Origin of the sequence: Phenylobacterium sp., assembly GCF_004799395.1 — a bacterium.
Classification (GTDB): domain Bacteria; phylum Pseudomonadota; class Alphaproteobacteria; order Caulobacterales; family Caulobacteraceae; genus Phenylobacterium.
This window is the reverse complement of sequence record NZ_SSMZ01000171.1, coordinates 1-23,872: the sequence shown is the minus strand read 5'-3', so window position 1 is coordinate 23,872 and position 23,872 is coordinate 1. Positions and strand designations below refer to the sequence as shown.

Sequence of the window (23,872 nt, the reverse complement as noted above, 5' to 3'; positions counted from 1 at the left end):
CCGATCCTGGGTCACGCCGGGTCCTGCTTGGCGTTGGCGAGGCCGCCGGCGATGAATTGGGCGAAGCGGCGAGCCTGGGCCGCGGCCGGCTCCGGCGCGTCAGCGATCTTGTCGCCCAGCCGCGACAGGGCGCCGATGCAGAGGGTGGCCAGCGTCTGGGCCGCGCCCGGCGCAACGCCATGCGTCTCGGCGAGGATGGCGGCCAGGTCGCGGGTCCGCCGGTCCAGCCGCCGCCGCCAGGCCTGGAACACGACCGGGTCTCCGTCGGCCACCGCCAGCAGCTTGCGGATCCGATAGCGGTCGGAGGCCATGGCGATCAGGTAGTGCTCGACCCGTTGGGCGACTTCGGCCTCGAAGTCCGGCCCGCCGCGGAAGATGGCGTCGAGGTCGGCGTCGATCTCCGCCCAGCGGCGCTCCAGCACCGCCAGCAGGGCTTCGCTGGCGTTGGCGAAATGGCGATAGACCACGGGCTTGGCGACGCCAGCCAGGTCTGCGATCCGCTGCATGGTCACTGAGGCCAGGCCTTCCTTCAGCGCCAGCGTCTCGACCACGTCCAACAGCTGCGCGGCCCGCGCCGGGTGAGCCATCCGCGCGGCGCGGGCGGGCGTCTGAAGTGTCGTCTGCATGATGCGGTCCAGAGATGTCAGAGCTTGATACGTTACGTAACAACGTGAGCAACCGGAAGAGGGTTTGTGCGACCTCATTCATCTGGATGACGCGCGCGAGCGGACCCCTGCCCAGCGGGCGCCAACGCCCAAGATGTGGGCGCAGGGCATGCCGGTTCGACCGACAGGAGTCCGCGCCTGCGGATGCTTCGGCCCTGAAACATCCGGACATCATTGACTCTGCTAAGCCTCGACCTTCGATGGCTCGGCGCTAGTGTCAGCCATGGCGTAGTCGGGGTCGGCTTTTGAGCGCCGCCCGAGTGATAGGGAACCTCGGATGAAATCTGCTCTGCTGGCCGGCGTCGCGCTGGCCCTGGTCTGGCAAGGCGCCGCGCTCGCCCAGGCCACGACAGCCCACATCACCACGCCCAAGGAGGCCTTCAATGGCTCCCAGCCGGGCGACGACTATTTCCTCGCCAACTACGATCAGACGACGGCGTACTGGAAGAAGCTGGCCCAAGAGAGCGACCGCATGAAGCTGGTCAGCCTGGGCAAGTCCGTCGAGGGCCGCGACATCTGGATGGCGGTCGTCTCCTCGCCGGAAAACCTCAAGAACCTCGATCGCCAGCGGGAGATTTCCCAGAAGCTTGCGCTGGCCAAGGGCCTCACCGACGCTGAAGCGCATGCGCTCGCCAAGGAAGGCAAGGCGATGGTCTGGATCGACGGTGGCCTGCACGCCAGCGAGGTCTCGTCAGCCCAGTCGCAGATCCAGATCGTCTACGAGATGCTGTCGAAGAACGACCCGGAGACGCTGCGCTTCCTGAACGACGACATCACGCTGTTCATCCTGCCCAACCCGGACGGCCAGCAGCTGGTCGCCGACTGGTACATGCGCAAGGCCGACCCGAAGGCGCGCAGCCTCGCCGACCTGCCGGTGATCTACCAGCGCTACGTCGGGCACGACAACAACCGCGAATACTACATGTCCAACCAGCCCGAGACGACGGCCATCAACAAGGCCATGTTCAAGGACTGGTTCCCGCAGATCGTCTACAACGAGCACCAGACCGGCCCGCTGGGCGAGGTGGTCTTCGTGCCGCCGTTCCGCAATCCGTCGAACTACCACTTCGACCCGCTGGTGCTTTCTGAACTTGATGGGGTCTCGGCGGCGATGCACAGCCGCCTGATCCAGGAGGACAAGCCGGGCTCGGGCGAGCGCTCCGCAGCGCCCTATTCGACCTGGTTCAACGGTGGCCTTCGGACCACCGGCTACTTCCACAACGTGGTCGGCATCCTGACCGAGATCATCGGCAGCCCGACGCCAATGCAACTGCCCTTCGTGCCGTCGAAGCAGCTCTCCAACCAGGATGAACTCTATCCCGTCGCGCCGCAGATCTGGCACTTCAGCCAGACGGTCGAGTACGTGAAGAGCCTGAACCGCGCGGTCATGGACTACGCGTCGAAGAACCGCGAAGACCTGCTCTACAACCGCTACCTGATGGGCAAGAACTCCATCACCCGCGGCACGCGGGACAACTGGACGGTGACGCCCAAGCGGGTGGCCGCGGTGGTCGAGGCCTCCAAGGCCGCTGGGCCCCCGCCGCGCACCCGCGGCGGCGACGGCCTGGCCGGCAACGGCGACCAGAGTTCGGTGGTCGATCCCAAGCTCTACGACACCGTGCTGCACGACCCGGCCGAGCGCGATCCGCGCGGCTACATCCTGCCGCCGGACCAGCCGGACATGCCGACGACGATCAAGTTCCTGGACGCGCTGATCAAGTCGGGCATCGTCGTCGACAAGGCGACCGCGCCCTTCACGGTGAAGGGCAAGACCTATCCGGCCGGCAGCTATGTGGTGCTCTGCGACCAGGCCTACCGGCCGCATATCCTCGACATGTTCGAGCCGCAGGACCACCCGCAGGACTTCGAGTTCCCGGGCGGCCCGCCGATCAAGCCCTATGACATCACCGGCTATAATCTCTCCTACCAGATGGGGGTGAAGTACGACCGCATCCTCGACGGCTTCTCAGGGCCGTTCCAGCCGATCAGCGAAGTGATGGCCCCGCCGCCCGGCAAGGTGGTGGGCTCAGGCGGCGCGGGCTGGATCCTGGATCACGCGACCAACAACAGCTTCACGCTGACGAACCGGCTGCAGAAGGCCAAGGTCCCGGTCTTCTGGATGAAGGACCCGGTGACCGCGGACGGCCAGTCGTTTGGCCCCGGTTCCGTCTGGGTGCCTGCCACGGGCGCGGCCAAGGCCATCGTTGGCAAGAGCGTCACCGACCTGGGCATCAACGCCTACGCCATAGGCTCGGCGCCAAAGGGCGAGAAGATCGCGCTGAAGACCCCGCGGATCGGCATCGTCGACACCTACGGCGGCCTGATCACTTCGGGCTGGATGCAGTGGGTCGTGGAGCAGTTCGAGTTCCCCTACACCCTGGTCTACGGACCGGAGCTCGACGCCGGCAACCTCAACGCCAAGTACGACGTGCTGCTGTTCGTCGACGGCGCCATTCCCGGCGGAACGGGCCGCTATGGCGGAGGCGGCGGTGGCCGCGGCCTGCCGAAGCCGGAAGAAGTGCCTGAAAAGTACCGCAAGATGCTGGGCAACGTGACCGAGGAAAAGACCCTGCCGCAGGTCCAGGCCTTCATCGACAAGGGCGGCACGGCGGTGGCCATCGGCGGCTCGACCCGCCTGGGCGAATATCTGAAACTGACCGAGAACGGCCTCGTCGGGCCGGGCAAGGACGGCAAGCCCACGCCGCTGCCCTCGACCAAATTCTACATCCCCGGCTCGATCCTTTCGGCCAAGGTGGACAACAAGGACCCGCTGGGCTTCGGCTTCGCCGACAAGGTCGACGTGTTCTTCGATTCAAGCCCGGTCTTCAAGATCGCCGCGCCCGAAAAGGCCAAGCCGGTCTCCTGGTTCGAGGGCGCCGACCCGCTGCTCAGCGGTTGGGCCTGGGGCCAGAAGGCCCTGGACGGGACGGCGGGCGTGGTCGACGCCAGCTACGGCAAGGGCAAGGTCTTCCTGCTGGGCCCGGAGGTCGCCATGCGCGGCCAGTCCTACGGAACCTTCAAGTTCGTCTTCAATGCGCTCGAGTATGGTCCCGCCGTCGGCGGCAAGTGATGACGGATCCAGGCGCGCCTGCGGCTGACGGGGCCGACCCACACCTGGGTCGTTCGATCGCCATCGCGGGCGCGCTGTTCTTCGTGATCGGCTTCTTCACCTGGCTCAATGGGCCGCTGATCACCTTCGTGCGCCTGGCCTTCGACCTGAACGAGGTGAACTCGTTCCTGGTGCTGATGGTCTTCTACCTGTCCTATTTCGTCCTGGCCCTGCCGGCGTCGTGGATCCTGCGGGGCACGGGGCTGAAGAAGGGCCTGGCGCTGGCGCTGACCGTGATGGCGGTGGGCGCGGGGGCGTTCGGGGAGTTCGCCACCAGGCGCTGGTATCCCGGCGCGCTCACCGGCCTTTTCACGATCGGCGGGGGCCTGGCGCTCCTGCAGACCGCGATCAACCCCTACGTCAGCATACTCGGACCCATCGAAGGCGCGGCGCGGCGCATCGCGCTCATGGGGATCTGCAACAAGGCCGCGGGCATCGCCGCGCCGTTGGTCATCGGGGCCCTGGTGCTGCGCGGCGTCGGTGATCTTTCGACCGCGCTGCAGGGCGTCGCCGGCGCGCCGCGCGAGGCGCTGCTCGACAGCTTCGCGGCCAAGATCCATCTGCCCTATCTGGTCATGGCCGCGATCCTGCTGGCGGCGGCCTATGGGGTGCTGAAGTCGCCGCTTCCGGAGTTGAAGCCTTCCGAGGTCAACGCCTCGGCGCACGATGAAGCCACCGCCGCCGGCCGCAGCGTCTTCCACTATCCGCACCTGTGGCTGGGGGTGCTGTGCCTCTTCGTCTATGTGGGCGTCGAGGTGATGGCCGGCGACGCGATCGGCGCCTACGGGCGCGGCTTCGGCCTGCCGCTCGACCAGACCAAGTTCTTCACGGCCTTTACCCTGGCGGCCATGCTGGTGGGCTATGTCTCGGGCCTGCTTTTGACGCCGAATTTCGTCTCTCAGCAGACCTATCTGCGGGCCTCGGCGCTGCTGGGCGTGGCGCTCGCGGCGGGCGCCTTCCTGACCCATGGCTACGCCTCGGTGGCCTGCGTCGCGGCGCTGGGCTTCGCCAACGCCATGATGTGGCCGGCGATCTTCCCGCTGGCGATCAAGGGTTTGGGCCGCGCCACCGAGACCGGCTCGGCGCTGCTGGTGATGGGTATCGCCGGTGGAGCGATCATCCCGCAGGCCTTCGCCGTCCTGAAGCAGCACTATGATTTCCAGGCGGTGTTCCTGGGCCTGATGGCGCCCTGTTACCTCTACATCTTCTTCTATGCCTGGCGCGGCCATCGGGCTGGCGTCGCGGTTGGGACGCCGGCGGTGATTGCCGCGGCCGCGGGCGGGCCCTAGGCAGGTGGCCGCTAGCCAGTCTTGTGCGGGCCTGAGCCCTATGATGGAGCCACGTCGATGACCCGGCTGTCGCGAAGATCGGTCCTGCTCCTGATGGGCGCGCTTGCGATGGCTCCTGCGGCCGCTCGCGCCCAGGCGGTGCGCAGCTTTTCCCGCACCGACGCCAAGGGCAGGGCCGTGACGATCGCGGCCATCGTGCGCGGCAAGGGTCCGCTGGTGGTGCTGGTCCCGTCGCTCGGTCGCGGCGCCTCGGACTTCGACGATTTGGCCACGCGCATTTCCGCCGCCGGCTTCCAGACCGCCGCCGTGGACCCGCGCGGCGCGGGCCTGAGCCGGGGGCCGAGCGATGGCGTCACCATGTTCGATCTGGCGGACGACTTCGGCATGGTCGCCAAGGGCCTCTCCGACAAGCCGGCCGTGTTCATCGGCCATGCCCACGGGAATCGCATCGTCCGCGCCCTCGCCTCGAAGCATCCCGAGCAGGTGTCGCGCCTGATCCTGCTGGCGGCCGGCGGGCAGGTGAAGCCCGAGCCCGAAGTGCAGGTCGCGCTGCAGAACGTCTTCGTCCAGACGCTATCGCCGGAGCAGCACCTTGCAGCTGTGAAGATGGCCTTCTTCGCGCCCGGCAACGACCCCTCGGTCTGGCGTGGCGGCTGGTATCCGGACGTGGCGGCCGAACAGACGGCGGCCGGCGCGGCGACGCCCAACGGGGCTTGGCTGGACGGCGGCCAAGCGCCGATCCTGATCGTTCAAGGGGCGAACGACCGGGTGGCCCCGCCAGCCAACGCCGAGGCGCTGAAGTCGGCGCACCCCGATCGGGTGACGGTGGTCACCATCCCCAACGCTGGCCACGCCATGCTGCCTGAACAGCCGAAGCTGATCGCCGACATCGTCATCGACGCCCTGAAATCTGCTGGCGCGCGCTAGGCGGCGCCTTCCAGTTCGTTGAGATAGCTGGAGAGCTTAGCGAGCCATTTGCGCGACGCCTGGGCGTCGGCCTCTTCGGCGGCGCTTTCCAGACCGGCGCCGATGTCGGTGATCACCGGAAAGCCGAAGCCCCCGCCGGACCCGCGCAGATTGTGACCGACGATGGTCACCGCCTCGAAGTCGGCCCGATTGAGGGCGTTGTCCATGTCGATCACGTTCTGCCGGCAGTTCAGGAGATAGGCCGGGGTCCGTTCCGCCAGTTTCCGGCTCGCCCGGGACATCGGGACCGTGGCCGCCGCGAGCGCGGCGAAATCGGCGATCGCCTGCAACAGGACTTCCTGCTTGATGGGCTTGCTCAGATAGGCCGTGCAGCCAGCCGCGAGGCAGGTTTCCCGGTCGCCCTTCAGGGCCGAGGCCGTGAGCGCGATGATCGGCGTGGGCTGCCGAGCATTAGCCTTCTCCCAGGCCCTTAAGGTCCGCGTGGCGGTCAGGCCGTCCATCACCGGCATCTGCCGATCCATCAGCACCAGGTCGTAGTGGCCTGCAGTGAACATCTGGCAGGCGATAGCGCCGGTCTCGGCCACATCGATCCGGTAGGGCGTGTCCTCGAGGTAGGCGAGCGCGATGGTGCAGTTGTCGGGGGAGTCCTCGGCCAGAAGAATCCGCAGTGGCGGAAGCGGCGCCTTGGGCCCCACACCCGTCGGAGCGATCAAGGGCCGGTTGGCCTCCGCCCACACTTCGAACGGGACTGCGAAGGCGAACACGCTGCCTTCGTCCGGAACGCTCTCGACCCAGATGCGCCCGCCCATAAGTTCGACCAGGCGCTTGGAAATCGTCAGGCCCAGGCCTGATCCACCGAACCGGCGGGTGGTGGAGGAGTCCGCCTGGGTGAAGCGCTCGAACACCCGGGCCAGCTTGTCGCCCGCAATGCCGATGCCGGTGTCGGAAACGGTGAAGCGGAGCGCGGTGGGCACGGCGCTGTCGCGGTCGGATTCCACGCGCAGGGCGACCCGCCCCGATGGGGTGAACTTGATCGCGTTGCCCAGGAGGTTGAGCAGCACCTGGCGCAGGCGGGTCGGATCGCCGACCAGGTCGTTGCTGACCCCAGGCGCGATCTCGCAGACCAACGTCAGGTCCCTCTCTCGAGCCTTGGGCGCGACCATCTCGATCACCTTCTCCAGGTGATCGCACAGCGAGAAGCCCGTGCGTTCCAGGTCGAGCTGGGAAGCCTCCACCTTGGAGAGGTCGAGGATGTCGTTGATCAGGTTCAGGAGGTTGTCGCCCGAGCGGCGGAAGATCTGAACATAGTTGTCCTGCTCTGGCGTGAGCTCGGTCTTGGCCAAAAGGTCGGCGATGCCCATCACCGCATTCATCGGGGTTCGGATCTCGTGGCTCATGCTGGCCAGGAAGTCGGACTTGGTGCGGCTGGCGCTTTCCGCCACCGCTTTTGCCTGCTGCAACTCGACCTCCACGCGCTTGCGCTCGGTGACGTCGCGGGCTGCGGCGAAGACGCCCTGGAGGGTGCGGCTGCGGTCATAGAAGGTCGTGGCGTTGTAGGAGACCACCGTGGTCTTGCCGTTCCGGGCGCGGGCGGTGAGCTCATAGTCGGTCACCGACTTCTCGCTCAGCACGCGCTTGATGCCGGCCTCGGCGCGTTCCGGATCGGTGAAGCAGTCCTTGAAGGGCGCCCCGATCAGCTCGTCGCGCGTGGAGCCGGTGAGCGCCTCCATCTGCTTGTTGACGTCGGTGATGATGCCGGCCGGATCGGTGGTCATCAGGGCGTCGATGTTCGATTCGATCAGCGAGCGAGTGTAGAACTGCTGGTCGCGCAGGCGCTGGTCGGACTTCTTCTGCTCCTCCTCGACCAGCTTGCGGGCGGTGTTGTCGGTGCCGATCAGGAGGTAGCCGATAATCGTGTCGTCGGCGTCGCGGAGCGCGGTGACAGACACCACCGCGGGCAGCCGGGTCCCGTCCTTGCGGATATAGGTCAATTCGTAGATGTCCTCGATGCCGCGCGAGGCCTTGAACACCAAGGCCTCGAACCCAGGCTCGATCGGGGTGGAAAGTTCGGCGCTGAGCGCCCGGGCCCGCGCGATCAGTTCCTGCGGATCGGAAATGTCGGCTGGGGTGACGGTGTTCATCACCTCGGCGGCGGCGAAGCCCAGCATCCGCTCGGCGCCCACGTTGAAGATCTGGATGACGCCCTTGGCATCGGTGGCGATGCTGGAGAAATTGGCGCTGTTGAAGATCGCGCTCTGCAGGGCTCCGGCCTGGAGCAAGGCTTCCTCGGCCTGCTTGCGCGCCGTGTTGTCGGTGCCGATCAGCAAATAGCCGATGATGCTGTCCTGCGCGTCGCGGAGCGCCGTGACGGAGACTACCGCGGGAAGCCGGCCGCCGTCCTTGCGGATGTAGGTGAGCTCGTAGATGTCCTCGATGCCGCGCGAGGCCTTGAACACCAAAGCCTCGAACCCAGGGGTGATCGGAGTCGCCAGTTCGGCGCTCAGGGCCTGAGCCCGCGCGATGAGCTCCTGCGGATCGGAAATGTCAGCGGGGGTGATCGTGTTCATCACCTCGGCGGCTGTATAGCCCAGCATCCGCTCGGCGCCGACGTTGAAGATCTGGATGACCCCCTTGGCGTCGGTGGCGATACTGGAGAAATTGGCGCTGTTGAAGATCGCGCTCTGCAGGGCGCTGGCCTTGACGATCGACTCTTCGGTCTGGCGATGAGCCGAGTGGCCGAAAATCTGGTCGGGCCGCGTGGTTGCGACCGGCTTCGTCTTCGAGATCCCGATGGCGTTTCCTAACTCGAGTGTAGCAGCTCGCCGACGGAAAATTCGAGTTGCGCTGGCGAATAGGGCTTCTGAATGAACCGCCCGCCGCAGACGAAACGTCCGCTCACCTCGTCGGAGAGGGGCGTGCCGGAGGTGTAGAGGACGCGCAGGCCCGGGCGGAGGCGGATCGCTTCGTCGGCGACCTCACAGCCGCCGTAGGCGAGCCTGTTCAGGCGGATATCGACGAAGAGCGCGTCGATTGGTCCGGCGGCTGAAAGGTGGACCAGCGCATCGGCGAGATCGCCCGCCAGCAGGGGCTTGTGGCCCAAATCCTCGATCGCCCATTCGGCGCTTTGGCGAATGAAGATTTCGTCCTCGACGACCAGGATGACGGCCATCAGGACGCCCTTGGGCCCGCGCGCGGCAAGATGGCAATAACCTCCCTGGCGCACACCCCTGGATTTCCGCGCCGAAGACCCAATCCCCCGTTGCGGAATAGGTTCCGTCGCTTCGTCCCCGAAGCCCCCAAATCTCGCTAGGCCGCGATCAGGGCCTCGCATCCGGCGTCAGTCAGCACCTCGCTGATGCCTGCCCGTTGGCCGGGGTTCAGGGCCGAATACTCCTCGCGCAGCCAGGCCAGGCACTTGGCCTGATAGGGGAATGGCTGCTGGACCCAGGGCTGTCCGTCGATCTCGGTCTCCACCTGCGTGGCGCCGGCCTTGACGGCCCTAGCGTTGGCGAGCAGCAGCGGGGCGTAGACGCGACCCACCTCCTTCAGGATGGCGGTCAGAGTGGCGGGAAGGGCGTCCATTGCGAACCAGTCGGCGTCGCTGGGCTCCAGACCCGAAAGGTCCTCGACCGCGCCGACCCATGCGAAGACCCGCGGCGCGCGCTGGGCGGTGATGGCCATGGGCGTCGGGTCGAACATCGCCAGCTGGGTCAGCTGGCCGAAGACGCCGAAGTCGCCGCCGCCAGGCCGCGCGCCCAGCAGGAACGGGTGGTCGCGCAGGTGGGCCTCAAAGGCGTCGAGGAAGCGCGCGTAGCTGGCCTCGATCACCGGCCCGGTCACTTCGTTGGAGCCGACGTAGCGCAGGCGGGGAATCTGGCGCCCGGCGATGGTCTTGCCGGCCTCGGCCAGCAGCGCATCCGACGTGCGCCCGCGGGTCCAGGCGGGCAGGACGTCCGAGGCGCGCTTGATGTCGGCCTCATAGGCCCAGCGATAGTGGAACATGGCCTTGGTCAGCCACTCGTCGGCATAGTCCTCGAGCAGCGAATCCAGGAACGCCACCGCCGGGTCGGCCGGGCGCACCCGCCGCGCGGCATGCTCGGCGTCCAGCCGGCGCAGGATCGGCGACGAATCGGTCACCGCCTGCAACTCCCCGTCCGGGCCGGGAAAGTAAAAGGTCGGCAGGAGGTTCACTTTCGCGGCCGGCAGGCCGGGCGTGTCATGCGAGGCGAGGATCAGCCGATAGGGCAGCCGGCGATAGCGCAGCAGCGCCAGCATCTTGCGAGTGTAGGGCGAGCCGGGCACACCTTTCAGGGTGATCGGGGACGGTTCGGTCATCGGCTGTCGCTTCCTCGGAAAATCTGGGCCGCCGCCGCGTTGACAGGCGGGGCCGCTTCGGCATTAAGTGAACTGAAATTCCGGTTCCGTTCAAGCGGAACCTCGGCGGCCGTCAGAGCCGCGGGTCAATTCGGGAGGAACGATCATGGGTGCGCGGATGGGCGAACGCGGGGGCCGCTGGGCGCTCATGGCCACGACGCTGTTCATCGCCGGCTGTTCGGCGCAGGCCGATCCTGTGGTCAAGCCGAAGGCTCACAAGGCCGCGGCGCAGGCGGCCGGGGCGTCGGACGACCGGCATGTCTACTTCGGCGAACTGCACCTGCACACCGCCTACTCCTTCGACGCCTGGAGCCTGATGGGCACCAAGACGACGCCCGAGCAGGCCTACGAATTCATGCAAGGGCAGCCGGTTCATGTCGGCGGTGTCGAACAGCGCCGCGCCTGGCCGCTGGATTTCGCGGCGGTCACCGACCACGCGGAGAACATGGGGGTGATGAACCAGCTCGACGATCCGAAGAGCGCGTTCTCCCTGACCGAGATCGGCAAGAAGATCGCCAAGGACCCGCCCTCGGCCTTCTACATCCTGAAGAACGCCGTCGATAGGCGCACACCGATCCCAGGCATGAACGCCAAGCCTGCCATGGCCAGCGCGTGGGAACGGGAGAAGGCCGCCGCCAACGGCGCCTACAAGCCCGGCAAATTCACGACGTTCATCGCCTACGAATGGTCGTCGATGAACCAGGGAAAGTACAACCTGCACCGCAACGTGATCTTCAAGGGCGACGACGCGCCGCTGCCCTTCACTTCCGGTGACTCGCCCAAGCCCGAAGACCTCTGGACCTATTTGGAGAAGAACCGCGCCGCGGGCGTCGAAGCCATCGCCATCCCGCACAACGGCAACGTCTCCGGCGGGCTGATGTACGACTGGAACGACAGCGACGGCCGGCCCATCAGCGAGGCCTACGCCCAGCGCCGGGCGCTCAACGAGCCGCTGACGGAGATCGTCCAGAACAAGGGCCAGTCGGAAACGCTGCCGGAGCTGTCATCCTCCGACGAGTTCGCCAACTTCGAGATCTTCGATCACCTGCTCACCCACCCGGAAGAGAAGAGCAAGCCGCACGGCAGCTACATCCGCGAGGCCTACGGCCGCGGCCTGGTGCTGCTGTCCAAGGTGGGGGTGAACCCCTTCAAATATGGCGTGGTCGGCGGCGCCGACTTCCACAACGGCCTGGAGACCACCGACGAGAACGCCTTCGCTGGCGGTCCCTTCGGTATCGATCCGAAGACCGCGCTTCCGACCCGCGAGGAGGCCAAGCACCGGTTGAACCTCGTGCCGACGCCCGCCCTGATCGACGAGGCGGCGGAAGCCACGGGCTCCGCGCACATGAACGAGGACAACACCATCTTCTCCTCGGCCGGCCTCACCGGTGTTTGGGCCGAGCGCAACGACCGCGACTCCATCTTCGCGGCCTTGAAGCGTAAGGAGACCTTTGCGACCTCAGGCCCCCGGATGCGGGTGCGCGCCTTCGGCGGCTGGTCGTTCGCGTCCGATGCGCTCGCCAAACCCGGCTGGGTGGCTCAGGCCTACGCCACCGGCGCGCCGATGGGCGGCGACCTGCCCGCCAAGCCCGGCGGCGCCAAGGCCCCCAGCTTCATCGTCCAGGCGATGAAGGCGCCCGATAGCGGCAATCTCGACCGTATCCAGATCGTCAAGGTCTGGCTCGACGGCGCCGACTACAAGGAGAAGGTCTTCGACGTGGCGCTCTCCGGAGGCCGCAAGGTCGATCCGAAGACCGGCAAGGCGCCGAAGGTGGGCGACACCGTCGACCTGAAGACCGGCAAGTACGCGAACACCATCGGCGCGCCGGTGCTGCAGACCGTCTGGCGCGACCCGCAGTTCGATGCGGGCCGCGCGGCCGTCTACTACGTGCGCGTGCTCGAGATCCCGACGCCGCGCTGGACGACGCTGCTGGCGATCAAGCGGCATCTGCCGTTCGCGCCGGGCCGGGCGAAGACCATCCAGGAACGGGCCTACGGCTCCCCCATCTGGTACACGCCGGCCGGAACCAAGGTCGCGCAGATCGCGGGTCCGGACCGGCGCTGACGGCGCCGCGCCAGAGGTCCCGCCGTGTACGTGCTCTATGGCTCGAACCAGAGCCTGTTCACGCGCAAACTCGAAGCGGCGCTGATCTTCCATGGCGCGCCCTTCGAGTTCCGCCTCAAGCGCGGACGGCCCGACGTCCAGGAGATCGAGCGGCGCGCGGGCACCCATCAGGTCCCGGTCCTGCTGACGCCGGAAGGTTGGATGCTGGCCGACACCACGCCGATCATCGATCTGCTCGATCAGCGGTTCCCCGACCGGCGGCTGTTCCCGGAGGGCCCGCTGGGCGTGCTCGCGCAGATCGTCGAGGAGTATCTGGACGAGTGGGTGGCGCGGACCATGGTCCACTACCGCTGGCACTATCCGGCGAGCGCCGAGTTCGCCTCCCGCGCCATCGCCGGCGGCGACGAGGCCGCCGCCGAGTTCATCCGCGGCTGGGGGCCGCGCGCCTGCCGCGCCACCGGCACCGAGACGCCTTTCCACCAGGCCGCGGCCGAGGCCGAGTACGATCGACTGCTGGCCGCCGCCAACGCCCAGCTGGCGCAGACCCGCTACCTGCTGGGCGATCGGCCGTCGGTCGTCGACTGCATGATGCTGGGCGGCTTTCGCGCGCACACCTTGCACGATCCCGATCCGCGCAAGGTGGTCGAGCGGTTCCCCCGCCTGGTGGCCTGGGCCGAGCGCGAGGCCGACGCCTGGGACGGGACCGGGTCCTGGGAGACCTTTCCTCAGTCCACCGCCTTCGCCCGCAACGTCCTGGCCGAGGCGGCGGCGCACTATGCGCCTTTCCTGGCCGCCAACGCCCGCGCTCTGGAGGCCGGGGCGAAGGCCTTCACAGTGGAGACCCACGGCGAGCCCGCAAGCTATCTGACCCGCGACTATCCGGAGCGGTCGCGGGGCTTCATCAGGGAACGCATTAGCCGGCGGCTGCTCGGGCGCGAACGGCTGGAGGTCGACCACTGGCTGCAGGGCCAGGGCCTGGCCGAGGCGTTTGCGCCACAGTCCAAAACATGAGTTCCGGTTCCGGTTGACAGGCCCGGCGACCGGGGAGATGCTGAAGCGGAATTCACGTTCGCGTCTAGACGAGCGGATTGCCCATAGGGGGATTTAATGACTGCTTCCGCGCTCACCCGCAGCCTGCTGCTTGGCGCTTCGCTCGTGGCTCTGGCTGCGCCGGGGCTCGCACATGCCCAGGCCGCCGCCAATCCTCCCGCCAGTCCCGCCGCGTCCAGCACGGCCGAGGTCGAGACCCTGGTGGTCACCGCCGCCAAGCGCTCACAGGATCTGCAGGACGTCCCGATGTCGGTCTCGGCATTCAGCGGCGCGAGCCTTGAGCGCCAGGGCATCGTGGATTTCGACAGCATCGCGCGGCAGATGCCGAGCGTGCAGCTGTCCTCGGCCAACAACAACCGCAACACCACCGTCCTGGTCCGCGGCATCGGCTCGTCAGGCACGAACCCGGGCATCGAGCCCAGCGTCGGCATCTTCCTGGACGGCGTCTTCATGCCGGCCGCGGGGCCCATCCAATCGAACATCCAGGACATCGCCTCGGTCGAAGTCCTCCGCGGGCCCCAGGGCACGCTCTATGGCCGCAACACCCCCGTGGGCGCGATCAACATCGTCACCCGTGACCCGACCGCGACGCCCGAAGCTGGCTTCACCGCCGGGGTCGGCAACTTCGAAGAATACCACCTGCAGGGCTACGTCGGCGGCGCGATCGCCGACAACCTGAACGGGCGGCTGACCGCCTGGGTGAACTCGCACGATGGCTACGAGAAGAACCTGTACGATGGCTCGCGCACCAACGACGGCGAGCAGGAAGGCGTTCGCGCCCGCATCAAGTGGGCGCCCACCGACGACATCACCGGCAACTTCATCGCCTATTACACGCGCCTCGACGCCCATTGCTGCACCGGCGAGCCGGTCAATCCGACGGGCCCCGGCGGCATCGCCACGCCCGGTTTCCTGGCCGCGATGATCGCCGCCGGCCATCCCTTCACCAAGCTGACCAGCCTGGACTTCACGGTGGATGACGAGACCGTCGGCAACGACGTGACCCAGATCTACGGCACGTCCGCGCAGTTCGACGTCAAGACCTTGGGCGGCCACACCCTCACCTCGATCACCGCGTTCAATGAGTTCTACGACGACATCAAAGTGCTCTCGGCCGACGGCCTGCCGATCGACGTCGGCACCGGCCCGCAGCCGTTGAAGACGTTGAGCTACAGCGAGGAGTTGCGCATCGCTTCGCCCACCGGCCAACGGCTTGAATACCTCGGCGGCATCTATCTGTTCCGGGAGACCGTCAACTATCAGAACGAGCTGACCGCCCACGTCGGGGCCAACCGCGTGTTCGGCGCGGCGGGCAAGATCACGCCCGGGGACAGCACCTTCTTCTTCTTCGACCAGACGACCAAGAGCGCGGCGGCCTTCGGCCAGGCGACGTTCCACGTCACCGATGATTGGCGCTTCACCGGCGGGCTGCGCTACAGCAGTGACGACAAGGACGCCGTGACGGCCAGCAACGACAACGCCGGCGTGTCCGCGGCCTTCAAGGCGGCCTTCCCGATTAACCCGGTGCAGAAGCTCAGCCGCAACGACCAGAAGCTGACCTGGACGCTGGGTACGCAGTACGACGTGACCAGGCATGTGATGGCCTACGCGCTCGCTTCCACGGGCTTCAAGGACGGCGGCTTCAACGCCCGCCAGACCGCCGCCGGCACCCCGCTGGCGTTCAATCCGGAGACCTCGATCACCTATGAGGTGGGCCTGAAGTCGACCTTCTTCGACCGCAAGGTTCTGCTGAACGCCGACGTGTTCCGCATGGACCTCGACAACTTCCAGGACTCCACGCTGAACCCACTGACCGGCATTGGCTTCGTGGTCGGCAACGCCGGCGACCGCCGCATCGACGGGCTTGAGGCCGACGTGCAGTGGGCGCCGATCGAGCACCTTACGATCGCCGCCAGCGGCCAGATCAACGACGCCAAGTTCACCAGTTATCCGTCGGCGCAGTGCTTCGCCGGCGCGACGCCGAACGGCGTGGCGCCGGGCACCTGCAACTACACCGGCCTGCGTCCGGCCTTTAATCCGGCCTCGTCCGGGAGCCTGTCGGCCAATTGGGACGCGCCGCTGGGATCGACCGGCCTCGAGGGCTTCGTCAACGGCAGCGTCACCTATCAGGCCAAGCAGTACGAAGACAGCACGCTGGACCCGCGCTCGCTGCAGGGAGCCTATTCGCTGCTCAACTTGCGGGTCGGCGTCGGCTCGGAATCCGGCAACTGGAAGGTCTCGCTGTTCGGCAAGAACCTGGCGAACAAGGCCTACTATGTGGCCGAGGCCGCGCAGCCCCTGGGCGGATTGATCAGCGCCGGCGGCTCCGCCGCCGCGGGCGGCTTCTTCGGCTGGTATGGAGAGCCGCGCACCTTCGGCGTCGAGCTGACCGTCAAGCACTAACCCCTAGCCGCGCCTCCAGCCGGAGCTTCGGCTGGGCGGGCGTGAGCGCAAGGACCCGGGACCCGACCAAGAAGATGGCGAAACCGCCCGTTACAGAACACAGGGTCGGGTCGGGACTTGACGCGGATTCCGAAGCCGCGCGTTCTCATGCGGACGTTGAGGCAGGTGGGGACCGGCTGATGGACCTGGGGGAGCCGCGCGCGGAGGCCATCGATCCCGCGTGGGCGAAACCCGCCTATCAGCAGCGTAGCCGCCAGCAACGCGACCGCCTGCTGAAGGCCGGCGAACGGGTCTTCGCCGAGAAGGGCTTCTGGCAGGCGCACGTGGCCGACATCGCCAAGCGGGCGGCTTGCTCGGTGGGCAGCTTCTATCGGCGTTTTCAAGACAAGGAGGCGTTCTTCCTTTCCTTGCAGACCGATATGGCCGCCCACGGCGAGGTCAATATCGCGCGGTTCTTCGACGATCCGGCCTGCCTGACCGATCCCCTGCTGCAGGTGTTCATACGTCTGGTGCGCAACACGGCGCGGACCATGAAGGGCATCGAGGGTTACTATCGAGCCCTCTTCGAACTCAGCCTGCGCGGGCATGATGTCTGGCCGCCGATGCGCAGGATCGAGATCCTGGAGGCCCACCGTATCGTCGAATTGCTCCGCCAGCGCGGCGCGGCGCCCGCCGATCCGGCGCTCGGCGACCGCGCCCACCTGGCGATCCGGATGCTGCATGGCCAGATCATCAGCGCCATGCTGCACGGGCCGGGACCCTTCGCCGTGGAGGACCCGCGCCTGCACGACGAACTGGCCCTGATGCTGTTCCGCTACCTGGGCCTGGAGGCATCGGAGCTGGCGCGCTGAGCGCGGCATCGTTTCGGGATACGGAATGCGCAGACGCCTGCCTGTCCTCCGCCCGCAGAAGATTCTAGGTTTCCAGAGGCGAGGGCGCATGCGCCCCATAGCGGCGCCGGGAGCCTTGGCCGGTTTTCAGCGAGACGCGTCAGGTCGTGGCCTGGCGGGTCATTCGAACCCTTAAGGTGGTCGGGCCATCAAGATCGATATCAACAGGCCTTCCGAGCCGCCCAAGATCGCCGCCCCCGGCGGCGGTGTCCCCCATGGGCTGCTGCGGCTGCTGCGTGAGCCGCTGCTGCACTTCGCCGTGCTGGGATTCCTGCTGTTCCTGGTGGGCCGCGCCTATCAGACGCGCACGGATGTCTACCGGATCGAGGTGACCCCGGCGCACGTGGCGCAGCTCTCGCGCAGCTACGCCCTGCAGTTCGGGACGCCGCCGGACGCCGCGACGCTGGATCAACTGGTCCAGAGCGACCTGCACGACGAGATGCTGTTCCGCCAGGGCCGGGCGCTGAAGCTCGACCAGGACGACGAGATCGTGCGCCGCCGCGTGGTGCAGAAGGAGCAGTTCCTGATGCAGAACCTCCACGCGCCGGCCGAGCCCACGGACGCGCAGCTTTCGGCCTATTACGCCGCCCACGCCGACAAGTATGCCGCCCCATCCCGCGCGGCCTTCAGCCACATCTTCTTCGCGGTGGGGCCGGACGGCGACGCGGCCGCCCAGGCCCGCGCCAAGGCGGTTCTGGCGAAGATCGCGGCCGACGTGACCCGCGCGCCGGAGCGCGGCGACGCCTTCCCCGATCTCTATGACTTTTCGGCCTTCGAGCCGGAGCAGGTGGAGCGCCTGTTCGGCCACACCGAGTTCGCGAACGCGGTGTTCACCGCGCCGACCGGGCATTGGAGCGGTCCGTTCCGCTCGGCCTATGGCTGGCACCTCCTCTATTTGGCGAACCGCGCCGCGGCGACCCGGCCGCCGCTGGCCGATGTCCGTGACCGCGTGCGGTCGGACTATCTGCAGGACGCCCAGGACAGGGCGAACACCGCGTCCTTCGACACGCTGGCCAAGCGGTTCACCGTCGTGCGGACCGACCGGAAGACCGCGCCGTGAGGCGCCTGCTGGCCGCCCTGGCGCTGCTGTTCGGGCTGTTGGCCGGCCGCGCGGCGTTCGCCCACGAGGTCCGGCCGGCCTATCTGGAGATCGACCAGACCGGGCCCTCGACCTACACCGCGATCTGGAAGCAGCCGGTGATGGGCGATGTGGCGATCCACCTGATCCCGCACCTCTCCAACGGCTGGCTGGATCAGCCGCCTGGCGACCAATACGCCACCGGCGGGTTCTTGATCCGCCAGTGGACCGTGACCGCCGCGGGGCCGTCGCCGCTGGCGGGCCGCACGCTCTCCATCGAGGGCCTTCAGGACACCATCACCGACGTCTTCGTGCGCATCCGGCTGAAGAACGGCGAGGGCGTCGACACCATCGTGCGGCCCGAGGCCCCGCAGTTCCGCATCGACCTGAAGGCCGGCGCGCCGACGGCTGTCTCAGCCTTCCTGTTGCTGGGCGTAGAGCACATCCTGACCGGGCCGGACCACCTGCTGTTCGTGCTCGGACTGCTGCTGATCGTCCGCGACCGCTGGATGCTGCTGAAGACCGTCAGCGCCTTCACCGTGGCCCACAGCCTGACGCTGGCGGCGGCGACCCTGGGCCACATCCAGCTCTCGACACCACTGCTCAACGCGCTGATCGCGCTCTCCATCCTGTTCGTGGCGCCCGAGGCGCTGCGGGCCGCGCGAGGCGGGACCAGCCTGACCATCCGCTACCCCTGGATCGTGGCCTTCGCCTTTGGCCTGCTGCACGGCATGGGCTTCGCCAACGGCCTCTCGACACTGGGCCTGGAGAAGGGCGCCTTGCTCGGCGCCCTGGCGCTGTTCAACGTAGGCGTGGAGATCGGCCAACTGATGTTCCTTGCCGTGGTCCTGGCGCTGATCCGGGCCTTCCGGCTGATGCAGCTCACCTGGCCCCGACCGGTGGCGGCGCTCCCGGCCTACGCCATCGGCGCGCTGGGGGCGATGTGGACCTTCCAGTACAGCGCCATCCTGCTGGGAGCGACCTGATGCCCGCCCGGCGCCCGCTGATCCTGACGGCCCTTGTGGCGGCTATCGCCGCGCCGACGGCGGCCCAGGCCCATCTGGTCGCCACCGGCATGGGCCCGATCTACGATGGGATCACCCACTTCGGCCTGAGCCCGGAGGACTATCTGCCGACTGTGGCGCTGGCCTTCTTCGCGGGCCTGCGCGGTCCGCCGAGCGTGCGACTGCTGCTGGCGGTCCTGCCCGTCGCCTGGCTGGCGGGCGGACTAGCGGCAATGGCAGGCCTTGCTCCGCCGGCGGCGGCGATGTCGGCCGCAACGGCGGCGATGTTCCTGGCGATCGGCGGCGGGCTGGCCGCCAACCTCGACCTGCCGCGCGCCGCCAGCGCCGCGGCCGCGGCGGCTCTGGGCGCCCTGCGCGGTGTCGCCGACCTGTCGGGCGTGGCGGCCAGCCTGCCGCACGTCGCGAGCCTGGCCGGCATGGCCGCCAGCGTCTTCGTGGTCTTCGCCATCGCCGCGTCGATCAGCCTGCCGCTGACCCGCGCGTGGATGGTGATCGCTGTCCGCGTGAGCGGCAGCTGGCTGGCGGCGTCCGGCCTGCTGCTGGCGGGCTGGGTTTGGCGCTACGGCGTGCGCGCCACCGGATCATGACGTCACTGCCAAGGGAGGCTCGCATGAAGCACTGCAGACTTTGGATCATGACGGCGCTGGTCGCCGTGGCGGCGACGCAGGCCTTCACCCAGACCCCGGCGCCGGCCCGCAAGGCTGCGGCCGCCGAGCCGGCGAGGATGGATCCCGCCGCCCGCCGCGCCTTCTTCGGCGAGCTACATCTGCACACGGTGATGTCCTTCGACGCCTGGACCTTCGGCACCAAGGTCACCCCCGACCAAGCCTACAAGTTCGCCCGCGGCGAGACCGTGATGGTGCCGGCCTCGCAAGTGGCCAAGGAGCAGGGACTGGCGGTGACCGCGCTGGTGCCGGCCCGCCGAGCCTGGCCGCTCGACTTCACCGCGGTGACCGACCACTCCGAATACCTGGGCGCCATGACCCAACTGGACGATCCGGAAAGCGCCTTCTCCAAATCGGCGATCGGCAAGGAGCTCGCCGGCGGCGGCCAGCAGGCCTTCTTCAAGGCCGGCGAGGCGCTGAACAATCCGCAGAGCGCGCTTGGGCCTGACCTGCGCGCCGCCGCCCAGACCGCGGACGGCTGGAACGTCGAGATGAAGGCGGCCAACGCCAACTATCAGCCGGGCAAGTTCACGACCTTCGTGGCCTACGAGTGGACCGCCTCGCCGGGCCAGGGCATCCACATGCACCGCAACGTGATCTTCAACAGTGATCACGCGCCCAACCCGTTTACGGCGACCCAATCGCACAAGCCTGAGGACCTCTGGAATTTCCTGGACTCGGTCCGCAAGCAGGGGATCGAGGTGCTGGCGATCCCGCACAACAGCAACCTCAGCGATGGGCTCGACTTCGACTGGAACATGTCCGACGGCCGCCCGATCGACGAGGCCTACGCGCGGGAGCGCGCTCTGAACGAGCCGCTGGTGGAAATCTCCCAGACCAAGGGGTCGTCGGACACCACCCCGGAATTGTCGCCCAACGACGAGTTCGCCAACTTCGAGATCATGGACCGGATCTACAAGGGCGAGACCTCGCCCAGGCAGGACGGCTCCTATGTCCGACAGGCCTATGGCCGAGGCCTGGTGATCCTGTCGCAGGTGGGCGCCAATCCATTCAAGATGGGCGTGGTCGGCGGCTCGGACATCCACAACGGCCTGAGCGTCAGCGATGAGGACAGCTTCGCCGGTCGCATCAGCGGGCTCGACAAGACGACCATGCTGCCGAAGGGGCCCGGCGCGCGCGCGGCGCTCGGCATGGCGCGGATGGAAGGCGAGGTCGGCACCCGGCCGAACGGGCAGAAGGAGAACGACCCGCTGCAGTTTGCGGGCGCCTCGATCACCGGCGTCTGGGCCGAGGAGAACAACCGCGCCTCGATCTTCGCAGCCCTGAAGCGCAAGGAAACCTTCGCGACCACCGGCACCCGCATCCGCGTGCGGATGTTCGGCGGTTGGGACCTCGATCCCACATTGATCGGTAAGGCCGACTGGGTGAGCCAGGCCTATGCCAAGGGCGTGCCCATGGGCTCAGACCTCCCGGCCGTCGCCGGCGGCAAAGCCCCGCGCTTCATCCTGCAGGCGATGAAGGACCCGGACGGCGCCAACCTGGACCGCGCCCAGATCATCAAGGTGTGGCTGGACGGCAAGGCCTACAAGGAAAAGGTCTTCGACGTGGCGCTCTCGGGCGGCCGCAAGGTCGATCCGAAGACTGGCAAGGCGCCGGCGGTGGGCGACACCGTCGACCTCACCACCGGCAAGACCGCCAACACCATCGGGACCGCGATGCTGACCGCCGAGTGGCGCGACCCGACCTTCGATCCTAAGGTTCCGGCGGTCTACTACGCCCGCGTGCTGGAGATCCCGACCGCAAGGTGGACGACCCACCTGGCGATCGCCAGCCACCTGCCGATCCCCAAGGCGGCGCCGGCGACCATCCAGGAACGCGCCTGGACCTCGCCGATCTGGTTCACGCCGCCCAAGGGCTAGGCCCGTCGTCCAGATGGTCTAGGTCAGGGCGGTCCAGAGGAAGAAGGCGCCGCAGGACATGATCGCGGCGCCGGCTCCCCGGAGCGCCAGCCGACCCCATCGCCAGCGATGGACGAGGCCCAGCGCGATCCCGGTGGCGTGCAGCAGGCCGGTCGCCAACACGAAGCCCAGACTGTAGAGCAGGGCGTTCTCTCCAGGCGGCAGTTCCGAGCCGTGGGCGTAGCCGTGGAACAGGCCGAAAATCCCCACCAGCACCGCGGCGGCCCACAGTGGCGGCTTCAGTTCGGCAAGCACCGCGGCCCCCAGGCAGACGCCGCTCAGCGCGATGGCGATCTCGCTGCCCGGCAGGTGTACGCCGATCAGGCCGAGGAATCCGCCGAACGCCATGACCAGCGGAAAGGTCACCGGCAGGAGCCAGATCGCCGGCCGGCCGAGTTGAGCGCCCCAAAGACCCACCGCCACCATAGCGACGATATGGTCGAGTCCCGAGATCGGATGTTCGAAGCCGCTGATGAAGCCCACCGCCTCGCCGCGCACGATATGGGCGCTGGCGGCCGACGGCAGCGCGAGGAGCGCCAGGAGAAGGCCAGGGGCGAGACAGCTGGCTCTTATGCGGTTCAAGAGAGGCTCCGGTGACGATGGATCACGTGCGGATCGCAGCGCAGGTCGCGGCGAGCAGGGCCGGCAGCATTTTCGGCCCGGGCGGCTGGCCCTGGCGGATCACCACCAGGTCGAGAGAGGGAACCACGAGCACCGCCTGCACGCCTGCGCCCAGGGCCGCGAAGGTGTCGGGCGGCGAGCCGTCGAAGCGCAACGCCGCCGAGCCGCGCACCGCCTCTTCCGCTCCGAAGCCCGGCCTGGCGTTCTCCCACCAGAGGAAGCCGTAGGACGGATTGAGGGCCTGTGATGGCGAGGTGGCCTGCTTCAGATAGCTGGCGCTGACGATCCGCTTGCCGGCCCAGCGGCCGCCACGAAGCGCCATGAGGCCGAACCGCGCCAGGTCGCGGCCCGAACAGGCGGCGGTGTAGTAGTTGGTCACCGGCCCGCTCGCGGCCTGGCCCTGGCTGGTCACCCAGTCGGTGTGCTGCATGCCGAGGGGGCCGGTCAGGTTGCGGGCGGCGAAGGCTTCGAAGGGCTCGCCGGCCGCATGGGCCACCACGTGATAGAGCAGGTGGAACATCGCCGTCTGATAGGCCCAGCGGGTTCCGGGCGGCGCCATCTGCGGGGCCGCGGCATTGATGGCGAATTGGTCGCCGGCGATGCCGCGTAGCGCCAGGCCCTTGTCGTCCAGGCCGCTGGTCATGGTCAGCAGGTGGCGGATGGTGATCTGCGCCTTCGGCGTCCCACGCCAGGGGACGATGAAGTCGGCGGCGCTTTGGTCGATGGACTTGATCTTGTCCTGGTCGATGCAAACGCCCACCAGCACCGAGATCATGCTCTTGGCCGCCGACGCGATCTGCTGCTTGCGGTCGACATTGCTGTCCGCCGCATAGCGCTCGGCCACGATCTTGCCGCCGCGCAGCACCACGACGTCTGAGCTGCGGTCGGCCATGGCGGCGTCCACGGCGGCGCTCAGCCGTTGGGCGTCGAAGCCCGCAGCGGTCGGTTCGATCGCATCCCAGCCGGTCAGGCTCGGCCAATATTCCGCCGGCGCCGCGGCCTTGGCCACAAGGCCATAGGCCGACGCCCCCAGCGCAATGGACCCTACGGCCTCGCGTCGCGTGATCATGGCGTGGTCCTCTCCAAGTTGGCTCGGCCGAAGACACCGGCGAAGCTTCGGGCCGATCCGTGGGCGGCGGGCGGAAAATTCGAGCCATTCCGCTGGATGGAATCTTGTTGCGCCATCAGCCGCCGGCGGAAAGGCCCGCGGCTTCGCGCGCGATGTCGGCCACAGCCTTGACCACCGGCAGACGCCAGTTCTCCGGAGTGGTCACCATCCAGCAGTGGTAGGTCGACTCCCACTGCAGAGGCACCTCGACCAGCGCGCCCGAAGCCAGCTCCTCGGCGAAGACAAAGCGGGCGCCCCGCAGGGTGTGGCTGGCCGGGAAACAGGCCTTCAGCATATCGACGTCGTTGCTCACGTAGGCGTCGACATTGTGCGCCTCGAGCTCCGACAGCTCGCCGATCCAGGCGCCGAAGTTGGTGGTGATCCCGACGCTTGCCATGGGGTACTGCAGCAGTTCGGAGGCGGAGAGCGGATGGTTGGCCCCGGCCGCCGGATGGCCCGGCCGCACCACGACGATCGGCTGGTCGTCGAAGACCTTCACGCGGATCAGGTCGCCGAAGGCCTCGGCGTTCTCGCTGTAGCCGAAGGCGACGTCGTAGCGGCCCTGGTCGACCCCGCGCATGATCGCAAGGCCGTTGTCCAGGTTGGCCTCGAGCTTGATGTCGGGAAATCGGGAGAGCAGGCCGCGCACCACCTGGGGCAGGGGCTTGAGCCGCGTCGTCGGCC

Annotated in this window: 18 protein-coding genes; 11 read left to right on the top strand and 7 right to left on the bottom strand. The window is 67.8% G+C overall.

The features are described from left to right. Positions 1-11 precede the first annotated feature (11 nt). Complete coding sequence (locus E8A12_RS11300; protein WP_293368695.1) at positions 12-626, bottom strand: TetR/AcrR family transcriptional regulator; 615 nt, start codon at positions 624-626, stop codon at positions 12-14. A 316-nt stretch (positions 627-942) separates the two neighbouring features. On the opposite strand from E8A12_RS11300, the gene E8A12_RS11295 reads away from it, so the two are divergent. From E8A12_RS11295 to E8A12_RS11285, 3 genes are read left to right on the top strand one after another with little or no spacing between them, the layout of a single operon-like run. Beyond that, a complete protein-coding gene (locus E8A12_RS11295; protein ID WP_293368693.1) occupies positions 943-3,735 on the top strand; it encodes a M14 metallopeptidase family protein in 2,793 nt (930 codons plus the stop codon). Beyond that, the gene (locus E8A12_RS11290) at positions 3,735-5,063 is read left to right on the top strand and encodes a sugar MFS transporter (RefSeq protein WP_293368691.1); all 1,329 of its coding nucleotides are present in this window, start codon (positions 3,735-3,737) and stop codon (positions 5,061-5,063) included. The genes E8A12_RS11295 and E8A12_RS11290 overlap by 1 nt, the downstream gene beginning before the upstream one ends. Before the next feature lie 57 nt (positions 5,064-5,120). Continuing rightward, on the top strand, positions 5,121-5,990 hold the full coding sequence (locus E8A12_RS11285) for an alpha/beta hydrolase (RefSeq protein WP_293368689.1): 870 nt from the start codon (positions 5,121-5,123) through the stop codon (positions 5,988-5,990). Here the strand turns inward: E8A12_RS11285 and E8A12_RS11280 are convergent. The 3 genes from E8A12_RS11280 to E8A12_RS11270 form a co-directional block, all read right to left on the bottom strand. After that, positions 5,987-8,665 (bottom strand): PAS domain S-box protein, encoded by a 2,679-nt coding sequence (locus tag E8A12_RS11280; RefSeq protein WP_293368763.1) that lies wholly within the window; start codon positions 8,663-8,665, stop codon positions 5,987-5,989. The two genes, E8A12_RS11285 and E8A12_RS11280, sit on opposite strands and share 4 nt — an antisense overlap. Positions 8,666-8,790: 125 nt before the next feature. Next, positions 8,791-9,159, bottom strand: a complete 369-nt coding sequence (locus tag E8A12_RS11275; protein ID WP_293368687.1) for a response regulator — start codon at positions 9,157-9,159, stop codon at positions 8,791-8,793. A gap of 137 nt (positions 9,160-9,296) precedes the next feature. Beyond that, positions 9,297-10,325 (bottom strand): glutathione S-transferase family protein, encoded by a 1,029-nt coding sequence (locus tag E8A12_RS11270; RefSeq protein ID WP_293368685.1) that lies wholly within the window; start codon positions 10,323-10,325, stop codon positions 9,297-9,299. Between the two features lie 145 nt (positions 10,326-10,470). On the opposite strand from E8A12_RS11270, the gene E8A12_RS11265 reads away from it, so the two are divergent. The 8 genes from E8A12_RS11265 (at position 10,471) to E8A12_RS11230 (ending at position 21,420) form a co-directional block, all read left to right on the top strand. Continuing rightward, positions 10,471-12,429 carry a DUF3604 domain-containing protein gene (locus tag E8A12_RS11265; protein ID WP_293368683.1) on the top strand — a complete coding sequence of 653 codons (1,959 nt, stop codon included), beginning with the start codon at positions 10,471-10,473 and terminating at the stop codon, positions 12,427-12,429. Between the two features lie 24 nt (positions 12,430-12,453). Continuing rightward, on the top strand, positions 12,454-13,440 hold the full coding sequence (locus tag E8A12_RS11260) for a glutathione S-transferase family protein (protein ID WP_293368681.1): 987 nt from the start codon (positions 12,454-12,456) through the stop codon (positions 13,438-13,440). 96 nt (positions 13,441-13,536) lie between these two features. Further along, a complete protein-coding gene (locus tag E8A12_RS11255) occupies positions 13,537-15,882 on the top strand; it encodes a TonB-dependent receptor (protein ID WP_293368679.1) in 2,346 nt (781 codons plus the stop codon). A 179-nt stretch (positions 15,883-16,061) separates the two neighbouring features. After that, positions 16,062-16,733, top strand: a complete 672-nt coding sequence (locus E8A12_RS11250; protein WP_293368677.1) for a TetR/AcrR family transcriptional regulator — start codon at positions 16,062-16,064, stop codon at positions 16,731-16,733. 298 nt (positions 16,734-17,031) lie between these two features. After that, complete coding sequence (locus tag E8A12_RS11245; protein WP_293368675.1) at positions 17,032-17,832, top strand: peptidylprolyl isomerase; 801 nt, start codon at positions 17,032-17,034, stop codon at positions 17,830-17,832. After that, on the top strand, positions 17,829-18,836 hold the full coding sequence (locus tag E8A12_RS11240; protein ID WP_293368673.1) for a HupE/UreJ family protein: 1,008 nt from the start codon (positions 17,829-17,831) through the stop codon (positions 18,834-18,836). Before E8A12_RS11245 ends, E8A12_RS11240 begins: the two co-directional genes overlap by 4 nt. Then, positions 18,836-19,462 carry a hypothetical protein gene (locus E8A12_RS11235; RefSeq protein WP_293368672.1) on the top strand — a complete coding sequence of 209 codons (627 nt, stop codon included), beginning with the start codon at positions 18,836-18,838 and terminating at the stop codon, positions 19,460-19,462. Before E8A12_RS11240 ends, E8A12_RS11235 begins: the two co-directional genes overlap by 1 nt. A 23-nt stretch (positions 19,463-19,485) precedes the next feature. After that, the gene (locus tag E8A12_RS11230; RefSeq protein ID WP_293368670.1) at positions 19,486-21,420 is read left to right on the top strand and encodes a DUF3604 domain-containing protein; all 1,935 of its coding nucleotides are present in this window, start codon (positions 19,486-19,488) and stop codon (positions 21,418-21,420) included. 18 nt (positions 21,421-21,438) lie between these two features. On the opposite strand, the gene E8A12_RS11225 is transcribed toward E8A12_RS11230, so the two are convergent. The 3 genes from E8A12_RS11225 to E8A12_RS11215 all read right to left on the bottom strand — a co-directional run. Further along, positions 21,439-22,041, bottom strand: a complete 603-nt coding sequence (locus tag E8A12_RS11225; protein WP_293368668.1) for a HupE/UreJ family protein — start codon at positions 22,039-22,041, stop codon at positions 21,439-21,441. A gap of 22 nt (positions 22,042-22,063) precedes the next feature. Next, positions 22,064-23,149, bottom strand: coding sequence for a serine hydrolase (locus tag E8A12_RS11220; protein WP_293368666.1), 1,086 nt, complete (start codon positions 23,147-23,149; stop codon positions 22,064-22,066). 115 nt (positions 23,150-23,264) lie between these two features. Continuing rightward, a partial coding sequence (locus E8A12_RS11215; RefSeq protein WP_293368664.1) for a substrate-binding domain-containing protein occupies positions 23,265-23,872 on the bottom strand: 608 nt, incomplete at its 5' end.